We start from the raw sequence: 18209 nt of genomic DNA, 5'->3' as shown, positions 1-18209 counted from the left end.
GTTTAAGTTGCCCGCAGACGACCGCTCTGGATTGCCGAAAAAGATTGCAGAAACCGTGCATTCTGTCGGAAATGCCGGGCGGTTTGCAGGGGAACGGTGCGCAGGTTCAGCATACAATGATCGTATTGAAATGAAACGATCATTTTTCTGATTCGGAGACGAGTGACGATGGCCGGAGTGTGCTGGAAGGTTTCGAGCGGTATGCAGGGCGGAGTTCCACGAATGCTCAGGCGCATAACGGCTGCCGCTGGGGTTCTGCTATTCGCGCAAGGGATTGTCGCTGCGGAGGTTCATTTGCTGCCGCAGCCTCGCGAGGCGCATTTTTCCGGTGAGGTCGCGATCCCGGCAGGAATTCGCGTAGAGGTTCCGGGACGCGACGCTGAGGATGAATTCGCGGCGCACGATCTGGAAGAGGCTGTGATGTCATTCGGAGCGAAGTCTGACGCGAGCTACCCCGTGATCCTGTTGCGGGCCGATTCGGCGGACGGCAAGGCTGCGCTGGCGGCGGACCACGTGAGCCTTTCTCCTGAGATGGCCGAGGAGGGGTATGCGCTCGTTGTTGGTCCCGCGCAGGCGCAGGTGATAGCCGAGTCGGCGAAGGGGATTTTCTACGGCGTCCAGACCTTCAAGCAGCTTCTGCCGCTGGCGGGCCAAAAGGCGGAGATCCCCGCCGGGACGGTTCGCGACTGGCCGGCGATGAAGTACCGCGCCATTGACGACGACCTGTCGCGCGGTCCATTTCCTACGCTGGAGTTTCAGAAACACCAGGTGCGTGTCTTCGCGTCTTTCAAGGTCAACATCTACTCTCCCTACTTTGAACACACCTTGCAGTATCCGAACCAGCCACTTGCCGCGATTCCCGGATCGGCGATGACTCCGGCTGACGTGGCGGAACTGGTTCGCTATGCCAGCCAGTATCACGTGACCATTCTTCCGGAGCAGGAAGCCTTCGGGCACCTGCACCACGTGCTCAAGTACGACCTGTATGCCGATGCGGCCGAGACTCCGCACGGCCAGGTGCTGGCTCCGGGGCAACCTCAGAGCCTGGAGCTGATTCAGGACTGGTTTGGGCAGATTGCAAAGGAGTTTCCTTCTCCATTCATGCATATTGGCGCGGATGAGACCGATGACCTGGGCCGGGGACGGACGAAAGATGCGGTCAAACAGCGGGGATACGGACCGGTCTATGTCGAGTTTCTGACCCGGATTCATGACGCGCTGGCGCCGCTGCACAAAAGGCTGGTGTTCTGGGGCGATATCGGCGGGGCAGACCCGGCGGCGGTATCCAAGCTGCCGAAGGACATGATCGCCGTGCCGTGGAATTACGGGGACACCAAGGGCTTCGACAAGATGATCGAACCCTTTGCCAAGGCGGGAATCGAGACCTGGGTGGCTCCCGGAGACGCGAACTGGAGCCTGGTCTATCCGGATGCGAATGTGGCCTTTGGCAATATTCAGGGGTTTATTCGCGATGGTCAGCGGCTCGGCTCGACCGGTGCGCTTACGACGGTCTGGAATGACGATGGTGAAGGACTCTTCAATCAGGACTGGTACGGCGTTCTTTTTGGTGCGGTTGCGGCGTGGCAGCCGGGTGAAAGCAGCATTCCGGCGTACCAGGCGGCCTTTGGACCGGTCTTTCATGGCGACGGAAGTGGGAAGATCAATGCAGCGGAAGAAGAACTGATGTTGGCCAATCAGACTCTTGGCAGGGTAAAGACCGACTTCAATAGCGACGATCTCTTCTGGCTCGATCCGTGGAGCGCTGAGGGTCAGGCCGTTGGCGTCAAGCTGATTCCGTTGGCGGAGGAGTTGCGCCTTCATGCGGAGAAAGCGATTGTGCTGGTGGAACAGGCGCGAGCAGGCAATTCGCAACTTCGCGAAGCGGCTGCTCTGGACGCGATGGACCTCGGCGCGCGCAGGCTGGACTTGATCGGCATGAAGTGGGAGCTGAGTAACGAGATGGCCCGGGCCTATGCGCGGGCGATTACCGGCCAGCATGACAAGGACCAGCAATCGGAGATTTACGGCCTGCTGTACGGAATCAGCAGCAACAACGGAAATATGCAGGATCTCCAGAATGCGTATTCGGCGACGCGGGATGAGTATGCACGAGTTTGGCTCGGCGAAAACCGGCCTTACTGGCTGGGCAATGTGCTAGCCCGCTATGATCTTCAGATCCAGAAATGGCAGCAGCGCGGCTGGCGGTTCGATGAGGTGATTCGCGGGTTTGACGGGAAAAAGGATCTTCCAACCGCAGAATCGCTGGGGATGCCCGCGGTCAACTAACGATTTGCAAGGATGATTTGGCAGTAAAAGAGGGATGATGAATAACGAAGTGAAGAATCAGTGGACGCGGCGGCGCGTTTTGCAGGGATTGACCGCGGTTGGCGCAGCCACGACTGTAGGACTGCCCGGCATGAGCAAGCTGGCGAGAGCAGCCAGCACGGACGATGATCTTTTGAGCCAGGTCAACATTTTCTGGGGAACTGGCGGTCATGGCCATACCTATCCCGGAGCGACGGTGCCCTTCGGCATGGTGCAGCTGAGCCCCGATACCTATAACGACGACTGGGACTGGTGCTCGGGCTATCACGACTCCGACAACACGATCATGGGCTTCAGCCACACGCATCTGAGCGGCACCGGCTGTGGCGATCTGCTGGATTTTCTGGTTGTGCCACGCACCGGAGAAGTGCGGCTTGCTCCGGGAGATCGCAAGCAGCCCGGTACAGGCTACCGCTCCAGCTTTTCCCATGACGATGAAAAGGCGCATCCGGGCTACTACACGGTGCTGCTGAAGGATACAGGAATTCGCGCTGAGCTGACGGCGACCGAGCATTGCGGCTTTCATCGCTACACCTTTCCCGCGAGCGAGACGAGTCACATCGTTCTCGACCTGACACACGCTTATGGCCGGACGCCGGGCAATATCGAGTGGTGCCAACTGAGCCAGGAAGGCAGCAAGACGCTTCTCGCCGGTCATGCTACCAACGCCTGGGGAGCGGGACGCGAGATGTATATTGCACTGGAGTTCTCACGGCCATTTGATCGCGTTGAGTTCTATCAGGATGACAAGCCAGCCGAGGCTGGCGCGGGGCTGAAGGGCAAGAGTCTGAAGGCTGTGGTGCATTACAAGACCCATGCCGGCGAGCAGATTCTCATCAAGGCTGGTCTTTCGGGCGTGAGCACCGAAGGCGCGCGGAAGAATCTTGCGGCGGAGATTAGCGGATGGGATTTTGCGCATGTGCAGAAGGCTGCGGAAGATCGCTGGCGGCAGGAGCTGACCAAGATTCGTGTCGAGACCGCGAATGAGAATGACAAGCGCGTCTTCTATTCGGCTTTCTATCACACCATGGTTGCGCCCACGCTCTTTGACGATGTCGACGGGCAGTACATGGGCATGGACGGCAAGATACACCAACTCGACAAGGGCCAGCGCAACTACACAACCTTCTCGCTGTGGGATATCTTTCGCGCTGAGAATCCCTTGTTTACGCTGATCCACGCGGATCGCGTTCCGGATATGGTGAACAGCTTGATTTGCATGGCGGAGCAGAGCCCAGCTGGCATGCCGGTCTGGCCGCTGCAAGGCAAGGAAACCGGCACTATGACCGGGTATCACTCCGCGGCGGTGATTGCCGAGGCCTGCGCCAAGGGCTTCAAGGGCATTGACTACAACCGGGCCTATGCCGTGTTGAAGAAGCGCGCTTTTGTGGACGATTATCGCGGCCTGAAGTGGTATCGCAGCATGGGCTATATTCCCTGCGATCTGGAAGAGGAATCGGTCTCGAAGACGCTGGAATATGACTACGACGACTGGGCTGTATCGCACGTTGCCGAGCATGTGGGCGAGGCTGCAGATGCGGCGCTGCTGCGCAAGCGTTCGCGTAACTACCGCAATTACTGGGACCCGGGCACAGGTTTTCTGCGGGCGAAGTTCGAGAACGGTTCGTGGGCCACTCCCTTTGACCCGATTGAGATGGGCCATTCAAAGAAGTGGCGCGATTACACCGAGTCGAATGCGTGGCAGACGACCTTTGGCATTCAGCACGACGCCACCGGATATATTGAACTGCTCGGCGGAGACAAGGCGTTTGTTGAGAAGCTGGATACGTTGTTCAATCAGCCCTCGACGCTGCCGGCCGACGCGCCTCCGGATATCGCCGGAATGGTGGGTCAGTACGCGCACGGCAACGAGCCAAGTCACCACATCGCTTATCTATATAGCTATGCCGGACGTCCCGACAAGACCGCAGAGCGAATCCACATGCTCAATACAACCGAGTATTCGAATCACCCCGATGGCATGGCCGGCAACGAGGACTGCGGTCAGATGTCGGCGTGGTTTGTGCTAAGTTCGATTGGATTCTATGCCGTCGATCCGGTGAGCACGCACTATGTCTTCGGTTCGCCGCTCTTCGATCGTGCGACGCTCTCGCTGGCCGGTGGGCGTAAGCTGGTCTTCGAGGCAAAGCGGCAATCGGCAGGGAGCGTGTATATCGAGTCGGTTGAGTTCGATGGAAAACCGCATCCGAACGCGTGGTTTGCGCATGCCGACGTGGCGGAGGGCGGCCGATTTGTCTTCCGTCTGACGGATCGCGCGGAGGGCAGCTTTGGCCAGGGCAACGATGTTCGGCCCAAGTCCGAAGTCTAATTAGCAAGTCTGGCCACGCGGCAGACAATTCTGAACCGGTATCACGGGGCATCGTTCAAAAACGGTGCCCCGTTTTTTTTTGCAGCTTCCCGGAAAGGTGTAAAGGCTCTGAAATCAGCGATTAAGATGCATGTTTGCCCTGAGAAGTAACCACTAGCGTCACTTTTTCGACGGAAATATGATCAAAACGATCATTTTTGTGGACACTTTCTTCATAACGGAGTACTGTTTTTTTACAAGAAATCAACACGGGTGAAGCCACCTGTAATTCGGTTCAACACCCGCAGACAAACCGATTCAACGAACGCGGAAAACGATTGACGACCTGGCGGATTCGAGCAGCTTCCCACGCGAGCCGTCCCAATTTATGCCTGGGTTTATTTGGGTGATTCCGGAGTAAACCGCAGTCGCCTCCTTCCCAGTTCGCAGCGGCACCTTCTATTGCAGCAATGAATTCAGTGAGGCCCAGATGAAGACCAATTTCCTGAAAGCGGCATTTGCAATCGTGATCGCGGTGCTGATGTGCTTGCCCAATGCAATCGCGCAAACAGACACTGGATCGATCAACGGTACCGTCACCGACCCGAGCGGCGCGGTCGTCGCCGGCGCGGCCGTTGTGGCGCACAATATCAGCACCGGGGTCGATACTCCGACCACCACCAACAATGACGGCACGTATCACATCAGTTTTCTGCCGATCGGCCAATATCAGGTGACCATCCAAGCCAAGGGATTTGGCACGGAAACGGTTCCGGCATTCAACCTCGAAGTTCTGCAGGCCGCGACCTTCAACGTGAAGCTCTCAGTAGGGAATTCGTCGACGACGGTGGATGTCTCCGCCGCGGCGCCGATTCTGAACACCAACGACGATACCCTCGCCAGCACCTTTACCTCGAATACCATTCAGAACTTTCCCTTGAACGGTCTCGACTTCTCCGCGCTGACTTTGTATGTTCCCGGCTCGGTGAGCACGGCCGGCACAGCGGGTACGACGGTCATCGAGCGCGACACTTACTATACCGACTCGGTCAACCTGAATGGCAATCGCGCCCAGGCCAACAACTACACGCTTGATGGCATCGATATGAACGAGACCTTCAACAACGAGATCTCGTATACGCCTTCTCCTGACGCGCTCGCGGAGATCACGGTGCTCACCGCGGATTCGCCCGTCGATGCCGGCAATGTGAATGGAGCCGGTGTGGTCAGCGTGCTGAAGAGCGGCACCAATCATTTCCATGGCTCAGCCTTTGGCTACGTGCAGGATTACCGGCTCAATGCCAACTCGTGGCAGAACAACAATCAGAACCCCATCGTTCCAGTCAACCCCTACTCGCAGGATCAGTTCGGCGGCTCACTGGGCGGACCCATCAAGCGCGACAAGCTCTTCTTCTTCGTCGACTATCTCGGGTCGCGCTATCATACGGGCGGCCTGGGAACGGCCAGCGTGCTTACGCCAGAGATGCGCAATGGCGATTTCTCGGTACTGCTGACGGGAAGCAATCCGATCCAGCTCTTCGACCCGCTTAACAACTTCGCACCCTACACGAACAACCAGGGGGTGCCGGTTGTAAATCCGGTGGCGAAGTTCCTGCTCGCCAACCCAAAGCTTTACCCGTTGCCCAACGCCTCTCCCACGGACGGAATCGCAAAGAACAACTACCAGGCCCCGATTCACAACTTCAAGGCCAATAACCAGGGCGACATCAAGATCGAATACGATCCCCGCGCCAAGGACAAGATTACTGGCTTCTATTCGATGTCCACCGCCTATGACGGAACAACCCCGGTGCTGGCCATCAGCTTTCCTGGCCCGAATCTGTATCCGACCAAGCTCTTGGGCGCCAACTGGGTGCACACCTTCTCGCCCTCCCTCATCAACTCCGCTCGCATTGGCTTTACGCGTACGGTCTGGGCGCAGAATTTCTCCCAGGATTCGACGGGGCAATTCGGGACCTCAGGCGACTCCAAGGTCGGGATCAACTTCCCCAACCAGGCGTTTGCCGGCTATTCGTACCAAAACATCAACGGCGGCCTGTTTGGCGGCGGAAATCCCGTCTACGGCGCCGGCCTCATCGACAACACCTTCAGCTACATCGACAGCCTCACCTGGCAGCGCGGCAAGCATCTGATCACTATTGGAGCGCAGGCCTTGCGTTACCAGAACAACTATCCCACCGCCAATAACAACGGCTATCTGGGCTCGTTGACTTACAACGGCGACTATACGAAAAGCCCCACGGTTTCGAACTCCGGTTATGGTGGCGCAGACTTCCTTCTAGATCGCGTCTTCTCCGTCGCCGCTACCGAGGCCAGTGTAAACGTGGGCCAGCGCCAGTGGCGTTCGGCTGAGTATTTCAACGACGACATCAAGGTGCTTCCCAACCTGACTATCAATGTCGGCCTTCGCTGGGAGCTTGACGAACCCTGGGTCGAGCAGAACAACAAGACCGGCAATGTGGATGAGACTACGGGCCAGGTGCTGTATGCGCACCAGGTTCCTGTTGGTGCGCCGCCGGGATCGGGGCTGTGCTCCAATCGTGGATGCTATGACTGGAGCTTCCACCAGATCATGCCCCGGTTGGGCTTTGCCTACCAGGCCAACGACCGCTTTGTGATCCGCGGCGGTTATGGCGCTTCGAGCTTCTTCGAAGGCAACTCGTCCAACCAGCGTTTGACTTCGATCGCGCCCTTTATTCAGGCCATCAATTTCAATCTCACGCAGCCCACGCTGACCAATGTTCCGACCCCGCTTACTGCGGAGACGGCCTTCGCCACCGGGGCCACCACCGGCGGATCGTACAACGTCTATCCCAAGAACATCCAGCCTGCCTACGTGCAGGAGTGGAACCTGACCCTGGAGTACGCGCTCAACAAAACGCTTTCGCTGCAAGCCGGGTATGTCGGCGAACAGGGCCAGCACATTGAGGACTACGGCAATATCAACCAGTGGAAGGTTAACAACGATCCGACCTCTGCGCCCTTCTACAACAGCCCGTACATCGGTGTGAATACGCCCAGCGCCACGGCGGTCGGTTCTTCGCAACTGCTGGTCACCGAGTCGCGCGCCATGATGAACTACAACGCCCTCCAGGCCGTGCTGCGGCAGCGTCTCAACAATGGGCTCGAGTACACCGTCAACTACACCTACGGCAAGGCAATGACCAACAGCCTCGGCAACTACGGGCTCAATGTCAACGGCTACAGCGGCGCCTTCCAGAATTACTATGACAGCGCAGCCGACTACGGCCCGGCAGGTTATGACGTCACCCACAACATCTCCGCGACCGGGGTCTATGCTCTGCCCCTCGGACGCGGCAAGCAGTATCTCTCCGGCGCCAACCGCGTGGTCGACGAAGTGATCGGAGGCTGGAAGATTTCTACGTCTCTCGTTAACTACACCGGTTTCCCGGAAACCCTCATGGGCGGCAACAGCAGCAATTCGCAAAGCTATGGCACCCAGCGGCCTAACCAGTACCGCAAGCTCAGGATCGTTCATCGTTCGCTGGACAACTGGTTTGGAACCGATCCGTCGGCGACACCCTGCACTGCGACCGACAGCAATGGGAACGCGATCGACAACGGAGTCTGCGCCTATGGCACAGCTTCCGTGAATCATTTCGGTACTGCAAGAAACGGCTCGGTTCGCGGTCCTGGCTACTTCAACGACGATTTGTCGGCTTTCAAGGATTTCCACATCGTTGGAGAGCATACGGTCGGCTTCCGCTTCGATGCCTTCAACGCCTTCAACAGGGTCAGCTATGGTAATCCTGATACAGGCATCAACGACACTGGCTTCGGCCAGATTGCTCCGCAAAACGCGATTCGGTCAGTAGAGCGTCATCTGCAGTTTTCCGCGCACTACAACTTCTAGCCAGGCGGCTGCCGTAAAAAGTACGGCAGCTGCAGTTTTCCGGCAAGGGCTGAATTGTCTTCTTACACCCCGGATTCCACGCTGGCAGAACGGTCTTCAGCAGGGAATCCGGATTCTTTTGAGCAAGTCTTACCAATAGGGATGCGGGAATGATGGAGCTGGAAATTTGCGTTGACTCGGTGGAATCGGCGATTGCCGCGGAGCTGGGCGGCGCACAGCGCGTGGAGTTGTGCAGCGCTTTGTCAGAGGGGGGACTGACGCCGAGTCTTGGGCTGGTTCGCGCAGTGCGATCACGGATCAGCATCGGAATCAATGTGATGATCCGCCCGCGCGGTGGAGACTTTCTATACTCTGACGACGAGTTCTCGGTGATGCGCGACGACCTTGCAATCTCGGTTGAGGCAGGAGCAAACGGTGTGGTCTTCGGCCTGCTGACGGCCGATGGGGACGTGGATGTGGAACGGACGGGACGCCTCGTGGAAGAAGCCATGGCTGTACGGCGATCGACTGCACGCCCCATCGAAGTCACTTTCCACAGAGCCATCGATATGGCGCGAAGTCTCGAAGATTCGCTCGAAGATGTCGTCCGAACCGGCGCGCAGCGAATTCTGACCTCCGGCGCGGCACAGAGCGCGGTGCTGGGCAGTTCGCGTGTGGCTGGGTTGGTAAGGGCGGCGCAGGGACGCATTGGCGTCATGGTGTGCGGCAACGTCCGCCCGGAAAATGTGCAGGAGATCGCCCTTGCCACGGGAGCACGGGAGTTTCACGCAGCTCTGCGTCGGCCTGTCGAGAGCCCGGTTCTTTATCGCAACCCCGGACTAAGTCTCGGGGAGGACGGAAACGATGAGTACACGCGCAATGTTGTGGTGGCGGAGGATGTACGCAATCTGCGGCAGGCGATGGACAGCAGCCTGAGCTACAGTGCGAAATCCCCAGACTGAGATACCAGGGCTGCGGGCGTTTTTGTTTCGTACAATTAAAACGCTGCCCGTCGGCAATTTACGGAAAAGAACGGCAAGAGTATGTCTTCGAAGACCGATAAGCGCGCGAAAGAGATACTTCGGCTGCTCCTGAACCATGGCAAAACCTCCGTAGAGGAGCTGACCGAGTTATTCGCAACATCTCCGGCGAGCGTCCGGCGCGATTTGGTGCGCCTCGAAGAGCGAGGGCTGGTGCATCGCACCCACGGCGGCGCGATGCTGGCCGGACAGGCGGTCTATGAGCCATTCCGCTTCGACGCTTCTTTTCGCGTGCGCGAGGATCGCTTTGCCTCGGAGAAACGCCGCATCGCCGTGGCCGCCTCCGAGCTGGTGCAGGAGAACGAGACCGTTGGATTTACGGCCGGAACGACCACCACCGAGGTAGCGCGAAGGCTTCGCCAGCGGGCCGGGCTGCACATTATCACCAACGCTGTGAATATCGGTATGGAATTGAGCTCCAGCAACGGGCTAGATACGACGCTCACCGGCGGCTGCATGCGCTGGCCCGGCGCGTTTTCTCTAATCGGCCCGACGGCCATCGAATCGCTGAATGTCGTGGTGATGGATCGCGTTTTCATCGGCGTCTGCGGAGTCGACCCGGATCGCGGCGCAACCACTATCGAAGCCGATGAAGCGGCTGTCTTTCGCGCCATGGCGCGTCGCGCGCGGCAGGTGATCGTCGTCGCAGATTCGAGCAAGGTGGGCATGATCAGCCCCGCCGTCATCTGCCCAGCTGCCGATATTGATCTTCTGATCACCGACGACGGCATCTCGGAAGACGCAGTGAAGTCCTTTACCGACGCTGGCGTAAGAGTAGTCAGCGTTTAAGCCTGCAACCAGGCGTCTGATCTGGCGAGGGCGAACCTGGCTGCGCTGAACTGCGTTTCGCGCCGGGCTATACTTGGAAATTGATAGTGAGTTCTAGGCCCGGTAGAGGACGAGATAGTATGAGCGCCAATGTGAGTATGGAAGAAGTGGAGCGGGTGGCGGAACTGGCCAATCTGGATCTTGCGGAGGATGAAAAGCCGAGCATGCAGCGCGATCTGAACTCCATTCTGGAGTATGTGGCGCAGTTGAATGAACTCGATACAGCAGGCATCGAACCGATGGCTCAGGTAAGCGACCTGCTGAGTCATCTCGATGACTCCGTCGGCCAGGACGACGGGCATGGCGTCTCGTTGCGAGCCGATGCGTTCAGGGCCTCGCTGGACCGGGCACGCGTGATGGAAGAAGCTCCGGAAACCGATGGAGCTTTCTTCAAGACGCCCAAGGTAATCGAGCGATAAAAGAGCAGGGGACAGGAAGCGCGGGAAGCCTTGATGACCGATACGATGACGACAGAAAAACTGGTAGAGAAGCCGGCGACAATCGCGGAGTTGCGAAGGGCAATAACCGATGGCGCGCTTACGGCTACTGAGTTGGCCGAGCGGTATTACGCGCGCATCGCGGAACATAATCCTCTTTTGAACGTGTATCTCTCGCTGACCAAAGAGCAGGCCCTCGAGCAGGCGGCAAGCGTGGACGCCATTGCAGCGAAGGGCGATCCGCTGTCGCCGCTCGCGGGAATCCCTGTGGGCATCAAGGATGTCCTGGTGATGCAGGGCGCTCCGTCGACGGCAGGATCGGCAATCCTCAAGGGGTATCATCCGCCGTACGACGCGACCGCCGTCACAAAGCTTAAAGCCGCAGGAGCGGTGCTTCTGGGCAAGATCAACTGCGATGAGTTTGCCATGGGCTCATCCAATGAAAACTCGGCCTATGGCCCGGTGCGCAATCCTGTTGATACCGAGCGGGTTCCGGGCGGTTCAAGTGGCGGATCGGCGGCAGCGCTTGCGGCCAATCTTGCAGTCGCGACGCTGGGCACGGATACAGGCGGGTCGATCCGCCAGCCGGCAAGTTTCTGCGGCGTGGTAGGTGTGCTGCCGACTTATGGGCGCGTTTCGCGGTATGGATTGATTGCCTTCGCCTCTTCGCTGGATCGCGTCGGGCCGTTTGCGGCCAATGTGCGCGATGCCGCCGAGATTCTGCAGGTGATCGCTGGTCCTGACGTGAATGACGCGACGAGCTCTTCGCGTCCAGTTGAGGACTACGCCGCTGAGTCGGAAAAGGATGTGAAGGGACTGCGCATCGGCATTCCCGAGGAGTATTTCGCCGAGGGTCTGGACGCTGAGGTGCGCGCGGCGGTCGAGTCCGGAATTGACGCGCTGAGGGCTACGGGCTGCGAGATCAAGACGATCAGCCTCAAGCACACGAAATACGCGATCCCGGTGTATTACCTTGTCGCCACGGCGGAAGCCAGCGCCAATCTTGCGCGGTTCGACGGTGTGCGTTACGGCCATCGGTCGGCGAGTGCGACGAATCTGTCATCGATGTACCGGCTTTCTCGCGAAGAGGGCTTCGGACCGGAAGTAAAGCGGCGCATTCTTTTGGGAACCTACGCTCTTAGCGCCGGGTATTACGACGCGTATTACAAGAAGGCGCAACAGGTCCGGAGGTTGTTGGCCGACGAGTTTCTGACGGCTTTCGCCGGGGTCGACGCCATTGTCACGCCCACCGCGCCGACTGCGGCATTTAAGCTTGGCGAGAAGACGGATGATCCACTGGCGATGTACCTCGCCGATATTTATACCGTGACTGCAAGCCTAGCTGGGATCTGCGGCGTTTCGGTGCCCTGCGGTGCAACGGCCGAAGGTCTGCCGGTTGGAATGCAGGTGCTCGCGCCTCATTTTGGCGAGTCGGTTGCCTTCCGGGTTGCTCAGGCCGTGGAAACAGGACTTGTTAAGTAAATCTGACGAATAACTTGTCAGATTTTTCTGTCGCCGAAAACCGGTACTATCGGTGCCAACATGCACCTTTTCAGGAAACTTGCATTTTGGCCCTCGGCTCTCGCCGTCGGGCTGCTGACCCTTGCGCCCGTTTTTAGTGCTGTACCGCCGAAAAAGCCGCACGCGGTCGTGCTCGGGTCGGCGAAACAGGTTCCCTATTCCAAGACGGGCGACCCCGCCGGGGCTGGCCCGGACGAAACCACTCTGCGTATCCGCGCCCTGTTGGTGGATGGCCGGGTGAGCGAGTGGACGACCGGCGATGCCCACGATGTCACCGACCGCAGCTTTGTCGTGCGGCGGGCGCTGCGGATCAACGACAATCTGCCGAGCGACAGGCCTCCCGATAAACCAGCAGACGCGAAACAGGCTACCGGCCCGCAACCGGCTCTGACTTCGGCGCACTGGGTCTGGCAACGAGGCCCGTGGCTGCTTGTGGATCGGCTGACCGGGCATGTCACGGCTCTCAAACTGCCCGACTATGATCCCGGAGCGAGTCAGGTGGCTTGGTTTCGCGACTACGCGGCCTATTGCGGAGTAACTGCGGCGGGTAAGAGCCTCTACGCGGTGGTGGCGCAACTTGGAGTACGCAAGCCGGTGCTGGCGAAGAAGCTCTCGGCGTATGACGCTGGGAATCATCCGTGGCCGATCTGCGACTTGCCGGAGTGGCAGCGCGAGCCGCTCAAGATCACCTTCCATCCGAGCGGCCAGGAAGCGGCCGGATTTGACCTTGTTGGCGGGTCGGCTGCGTTGGTGGAGGAGAACGACAATTCCGAAGCGCCCGCCAAGCCCTAAGATGGTATTGGCGAGGTCGGTGCATGGAATCCTTCGAGGAGTTGTTGCAACAGGCGGAGTTGGCCCACGGACACATGTGCGCCGGCCAGATTTTGGGTGTGCGGATGGTGATGCTGGCCTGCAGGCGTCTCGGAGTCGAAGATCCACGCGGAGCGGATCGCAAGAAGCTGGTCAGCTTTATCGAGATCGACCGCTGCGCTACCGACGCCATCGGCCTCGTGACCGGCTGCAGGCTGGGCAAGCGGGCGCTCAAGTTCCGCGACTGGGGCAAGATGGCGGCAACTTTCGTCAATCTCGCCACCGGCCGCGCGGTACGCATTGTGGCGCTTGAGAATTCGCGAGAGCTCGCGCAGCAGCGTTATCCCCAGATTGAAAGCAAGGGACAGCAGCAGATGATGGCCTACCGAGAACTGGAAGACGCGGAGCTTTTTCGCGAACAGTGGGTCGCGGTAGAGCTTCCAGACAGGGAAATGCCGGGATACAAGGGACAGCGAGTGACCTGCGACGAGTGCGGTGAGGGAGTCAACTTCGACCGGTATGTGGAGGTTCCAGCCGAAGTTGGTTCCGGAAAAGAGGGCAATTTCCGAAGGTTATGCCTGAGTTGCGCCGACCCCGGATTGCGCTATTGGCGAGCCTTAGACGCCGAAAACCAGTAGATGGGATCGATTCGCAGCCCATTTTGCCGTCTGATTTATTCGTTTTCCCCATCGGTTTGCTAGACTGATTGCGATGCTTCGGCGGCCGGAAAGACGCAGAGATTCAGCGTCCGGCTCGAACCGGGGATCGCGGCAGGAAATAGGACAGGGAATCACATCAAGGAATTAGGTCGAAGAAGAAACGGTGTCGAACAGGAAGTAGATGACAGTCTGACTTAGTCCGCAATGCGGCAAAGTTCCGATTGTCGTGATTGTCAGGGACGGAGAACTCTCGTTCACACCGCTCCCGGCGGACCATTCCCGGAGACAAAAACTCATGTGCAGGGCAGGCGGGCTTGGCGTCCGGTCGTGCCTTGGTCCTGGCTGGACAGCCAGACAGAAAAAGGAAGTGTGTGTTGGATCGATTTTTGATAATGTTTGCGGCTGGGCCAGGTTTCGGTCCCGGAGGTTCGGGTTTCTCTCTACTGCTCCCGGTGCTGATGATCGGCGTGGTCTATCTGATGATGATTCGTCCGCAGCAGAAGAAGCAGAAGCAGTGGGCGCAGATGCTTTCGGAATTGAAGACCGGCGACAAGATCACGACCACTGGCGGCATCCGGGGAACGATTATCAGCCTGAAGGACGACACTCTGATTCTTCGAGTAGCCCCGGATGGCATCAAGATTGAGGTTGTGAAGAGCGCGATTGCCGCTGTCACCACCCAGGAAGAAGGAAGCAAGTAGCCGCAGACGACCGCAAGTCACGATCGGTCTGGCGCGTACTGACGATACAACCATGAAGAAAAATCTCAACGGCAAGATTGCGACTATCATTGGCGTCCTGGTGATTTGCCTCTACGGAATCATTGGCATACCCCACGGGGTGACGGGAGCGGCGCTGCTCGACGCACTAACGCAACGCATCCATTTAGGACTGGATTTACGCGGCGGCGCTCACCTGATCCTGCAGGTCGTCGTAAAGGATGCGGTCAATGCGGAGACCGATAACACCGTGGCCCGCATCCAGCAGGAACTTCAGACCAGCAAGCTGCAAGGCCAGCCAATCAAGCCCGATCCGGCGAACCCGCAGATCATTAAGGTCACCGGGATCGATGCCGGCAAGGCCAGCGATGTCCGCAATGATCTGGCCGACCGTTTCGGCACGGAGTACGACATCACCGGCAGCGCGGACAACTCCGTCACGCTGACCATGAAGCCATCGCAATTGACCGAACTTCAATCGAAGACCGTCGACCAGGCGATCGACACAATCCGCGACCGCGTCGATCAGTTGGGCGTGAGCGAACCGGTGATTGCGCATTATGGCCTCGGCGACAACCAGATTCTCGTTGAATTGCCGGGCGTGAGCGATCTCAACCGGGTGCGCGATATTATCCAATCCACGTCCCGTCTCGAAGTCCATGAGGTCGCGGGTAACTCCGCCGGCTACGCTAGCGAGCAGGAGGCGCTCACCAGCCTTGGCGGCACGCTTCCTCCGGATGAGGAATTGCTGCACGGAGACAGCCAGGGGCTGGTTTCCGACGGGCAGGATCACGTTTTTCTGGTGAAGCGAGTGTCGATCGTCGGCGGCCGGGATTTCCGCGATGCAAGCGCGATTGGCGTGAATGACGCCGGACGCCAGGGCGTGAATTTCGTGCTCACCAACGCGGGCGGCGAACGGTTCTATGACTACACCTCATCCCACGTCGGCAGCTATATGGCGATCACCATGGGGGACCGCGTCAAGAACGTCGCGGTGATCAAGGGCGCGATTCGGGATCAGGGCCAGATCGAGGGGCAGTTCAGCAAGCAGCAGATCGACGATCTCTCGCTCACCCTCCGCACTGGCGCGCTTCCGGCGAGCATTGTTCCGATCGAAGAGCGCACAGTCGGAGCCTCGCTTGGCGCCGACTCGATCCGCCAGGGAGTTATCGCGGCTGTAACAGGCATGTTAGCGGTGATGGTCTTCATGCTGATCTATTACCGCGGCTCCGGTATCAACGCAGACTTGGCGCTGTTTCTGAACCTTGTGATCCTGCTTGGATTCATGGGATTCAGCCATGCGACCCTTACGCTGCCGGGCATTGCAGGCGTGATTCTCACAATTGGTATGGGCGTCGATTCAAACGTGCTGATCTTCGAGCGCATTCGTGAAGAAATGCGCACCGGCAAAGGCCCGGCGCAGTCTGTGGATCAAGGCTTCGCGCATGCCTGGACTGCGATCTTCGATACGCACGTTACCACCATCGTCTCTGCAGCCATCCTCTTCATGTTCGGCACCGGCCCGGTCAAGGGCTTTGCAACCACGCTGGTTGTCGGTCTTATCGCAAACCTCTTTACCGCCGTCTTTGTATCGCGTGTAATTTTTGATTCACACGTCAACCACAAATTGGCGGGGCAAAAGCTGTCGATCTAACTGATTTAGTCGTTCTAGCTTGCCGCCGCGGCGCGGCAAGTTATCAAGTTACCGGTTGGAGCGGGCGGTCGATGATACCGATCGCTCTCTGACTCAGGTGCTGGGGAAGGTATAGGAATCGTGGAACTTTTTCGTAATGTAAACGTGGACTGGCTGGGGAAGAAATGGTATTTCCTCTGCTTTTCATTGATCTTCAGTGTGGCCGGCGTAATCTCCATGGGGCTGCACTGGGCTCACATCGGAAGCCCCGTGCCGCTGGGTGTGGACTTCAAGGGCGGTACGCAGGTACAGGTGCAGTTTCAGAACTCGCCTGACGCGAACGCCATCCGCCGCGCGACCGATGCCGCTGGTATCAAGGACGTGCAGATCGTGCAGTTTGACGCTGCGGAAAAACGCCAGATGCTCATCAGTCTTCCGACACCCAGTGACGCGTCCCTCGACGCGGGCCGCAAAGAGATCGTGGATGCGCTCGACGCGCACTACAACAATCCGATCGTGACTACCAGTGTGCAAGTTGTGGGTCCGACCGTCGGGCATCAGCTTGAGAAGCAGGCGGCGCTCGCAACCCTCTACTCACTCATCGCGATGTTGATCTACCTCTGGTTCCGCTTTGAGCTGATCTATGGCGTCGCGGCCGTCGTCGCGGTCTTTCATGACACGCTGATCACATTGGGCTTTTTCGCGCTGACAGACCGTGAACTGAGTTTGACAGTCATTGCGGCCATTCTCACCCTGGTCGGTTACTCGATGAACGACACTATCGTCGTCTTTGATCGTATTCGAGAAAACCTGCGCCTGTCGCGCCGCGAGGGATTGACGGAGGTCGTAAACCGCAGCATCAACCAGACCCTGAGCCGAACCGTGCTCACCTCCGGGCTCACATTCCTGACCGTGCTGGCCCTCTTCGTATTCGGTGGTGCAGTCCTACACAACTTCTCATTTGCCTTGGTCGTGGGTATCTTGATTGGAACTTATTCCTCAATCGCGGTCGCGGCGCCCATGTTGGTGGCATACCAGGATTGGCGCGCCAGCAAAGGTAAGGCCGCGGTCTTGCCGGCTGGCAAACGAAGCAAATGAGCAACGAAAATGTCTCATATGGACGGGCATAATGGACTCACGGTTGCACTGATTTCGCAACATGTTTTGCACGTGTACGGTTGTTCTGATATAGGTTGAGCACACTTGAGTTGACCCAAAAGCGGTTCACTCCTTCGGCCGGGAACACTATTCGGGGCGACGGTGTCTAAATTTGGGAGAACTCAATACGAGATTCGAGGTCGGCCATGTTTGAAGATTCAACGTTCGAATCCAGCAATCGGATCAAGAAAACCAACTGGTGGGTCATCGCCACAGCCGGACTAAATCTGGCGATCCTCACTGTCATGATTCTGATCCCACTGCTCTATCCGGAAGCCCTGCCGAAGGCAGCTCTTACAACCCTTCTCGTGGCCCCACCACCGCCGCCACCACCGCCACCACCGCCGCCGCCCGAGGTCCATCAGGCGGTCGTCAAGCCGCAGATGATGAACAATCAGCTCACGGCTCCGACCAGAATTCCTAAAGAGATCAAGATGGTTACGGAGAAGGAAGCGCCGCCGTCCAGCTTTGGCGTCGCTGGCATGGAAGGCATGGGCAGCGGCGCCGCAGGCGGCGTAATCGGAAGCGTTTTCGGCAACGCAACCCCGCAGCCAGTAGTCAAAGTGGCGACGCCGAAAAAGATTGCCATCTCCTCCGGCGTCGCCACCGGTCTCCTGATCCAGCAAGTTCGACCGATCTATCCGCCAATTGCGAAGGCGGCCCGCCAGTCTGGCACCGTCGTCCTGCAGGCTACGATTTCCAAGGAAGGCACTATCACGAATCTTCGTGTTGTCAGCGGCAACGCGATGCTGCAGTCGGCGGCTTTGGATGCCGTGCGGCAGTGGCGCTACCGGCCTTATATGCTCAACGGGGAGCCGGTGGAAGTTGATACTACGATCAATGTGGTTTTCAACCTGGGTGGTTGATGCACATCTCGGGTGATTTCCTCGGAACTCA

13 protein-coding genes are annotated in these 18209 nt (G+C 58.4%); all 13 read left to right on the top strand.

Annotated elements, in window-relative coordinates; all coding sequences use genetic code 11:
• The first annotated feature begins 222 nt into the window (after nt 1-222).
• The 13 genes from OHL23_RS04690 (at nt 223) to OHL23_RS04630 (ending at nt 18178) form a co-directional block, all read left to right on the top strand.
• Nucleotides 223-2286: a beta-N-acetylhexosaminidase gene (locus OHL23_RS04690; RefSeq protein ID WP_263350606.1), complete on the top strand. Its 2064-nt coding sequence runs from the start codon at nt 223-225 to the stop codon at nt 2284-2286.
• 37 nt (nt 2287-2323) lie between these two features.
• Nucleotides 2324-4654, top strand: a complete 2331-nt coding sequence (locus tag OHL23_RS04685) for a GH92 family glycosyl hydrolase (RefSeq protein ID WP_263350605.1) — start codon at nt 2324-2326, stop codon at nt 4652-4654.
• 469 nt (nt 4655-5123) lie between these two features.
• On the top strand, nt 5124-8528 hold the full coding sequence (locus OHL23_RS04680; RefSeq protein ID WP_263350604.1) for a TonB-dependent receptor: 3405 nt from the start codon (nt 5124-5126) through the stop codon (nt 8526-8528).
• A 149-nt stretch (nt 8529-8677) separates the two neighbouring features.
• Nucleotides 8678-9469: a copper homeostasis protein CutC gene (locus OHL23_RS04675; protein WP_263350603.1), complete on the top strand. Its 792-nt coding sequence runs from the start codon at nt 8678-8680 to the stop codon at nt 9467-9469.
• An 81-nt stretch (nt 9470-9550) separates the two neighbouring features.
• Nucleotides 9551-10336 carry a DeoR/GlpR family DNA-binding transcription regulator gene (locus tag OHL23_RS04670; protein WP_263350602.1) on the top strand — a complete coding sequence of 262 codons (786 nt, stop codon included), beginning with the start codon at nt 9551-9553 and terminating at the stop codon, nt 10334-10336.
• Between the two features lie 119 nt (nt 10337-10455).
• Nucleotides 10456-10794, top strand: coding sequence for an Asp-tRNA(Asn)/Glu-tRNA(Gln) amidotransferase subunit GatC (gatC, locus tag OHL23_RS04665; RefSeq protein WP_263350601.1), 339 nt, complete (start codon nt 10456-10458; stop codon nt 10792-10794).
• 33 nt (nt 10795-10827) lie between these two features.
• A complete protein-coding gene (gene gatA / locus OHL23_RS04660) occupies nt 10828-12294 on the top strand; it encodes an Asp-tRNA(Asn)/Glu-tRNA(Gln) amidotransferase subunit GatA (RefSeq protein ID WP_263350600.1) in 1467 nt (488 codons plus the stop codon).
• A gap of 60 nt (nt 12295-12354) precedes the next feature.
• Nucleotides 12355-13125 carry a hypothetical protein gene (locus tag OHL23_RS04655; RefSeq protein ID WP_263350599.1) on the top strand — a complete coding sequence of 257 codons (771 nt, stop codon included), beginning with the start codon at nt 12355-12357 and terminating at the stop codon, nt 13123-13125.
• A 23-nt stretch (nt 13126-13148) separates the two neighbouring features.
• Nucleotides 13149-13781, top strand: a complete 633-nt coding sequence (locus OHL23_RS04650; protein ID WP_263350598.1) for a formylmethanofuran dehydrogenase subunit E family protein — start codon at nt 13149-13151, stop codon at nt 13779-13781.
• A 395-nt stretch (nt 13782-14176) separates the two neighbouring features.
• Nucleotides 14177-14503 carry a preprotein translocase subunit YajC gene (gene yajC / locus OHL23_RS04645; protein WP_317891649.1) on the top strand — a complete coding sequence of 109 codons (327 nt, stop codon included), beginning with the start codon at nt 14177-14179 and terminating at the stop codon, nt 14501-14503.
• Nucleotides 14504-14555: 52 nt separating this feature from the next.
• Nucleotides 14556-16175 (top strand): protein translocase subunit SecD, encoded by a 1620-nt coding sequence (gene secD, locus OHL23_RS04640; RefSeq protein ID WP_263350597.1) that lies wholly within the window; start codon nt 14556-14558, stop codon nt 16173-16175.
• 120 nt (nt 16176-16295) lie between these two features.
• Nucleotides 16296-17252, top strand: coding sequence for a protein translocase subunit SecF (secF, locus tag OHL23_RS04635; protein WP_263350596.1), 957 nt, complete (start codon nt 16296-16298; stop codon nt 17250-17252).
• Between the two features lie 206 nt (nt 17253-17458).
• Nucleotides 17459-18178: an energy transducer TonB gene (locus OHL23_RS04630; protein WP_263350595.1), complete on the top strand. Its 720-nt coding sequence runs from the start codon at nt 17459-17461 to the stop codon at nt 18176-18178.
• The last annotated feature ends 31 nt before the right edge of the window (nt 18179-18209 follow it).

It is taken from the genome of Acidicapsa acidisoli, assembly GCF_025685625.1.
Classification (GTDB): Bacteria; Acidobacteriota; Terriglobia; order Terriglobales; family Acidobacteriaceae; genus Acidicapsa; species Acidicapsa acidisoli.
This window is presented reverse-complemented; position numbering and strand designations above follow the sequence as displayed.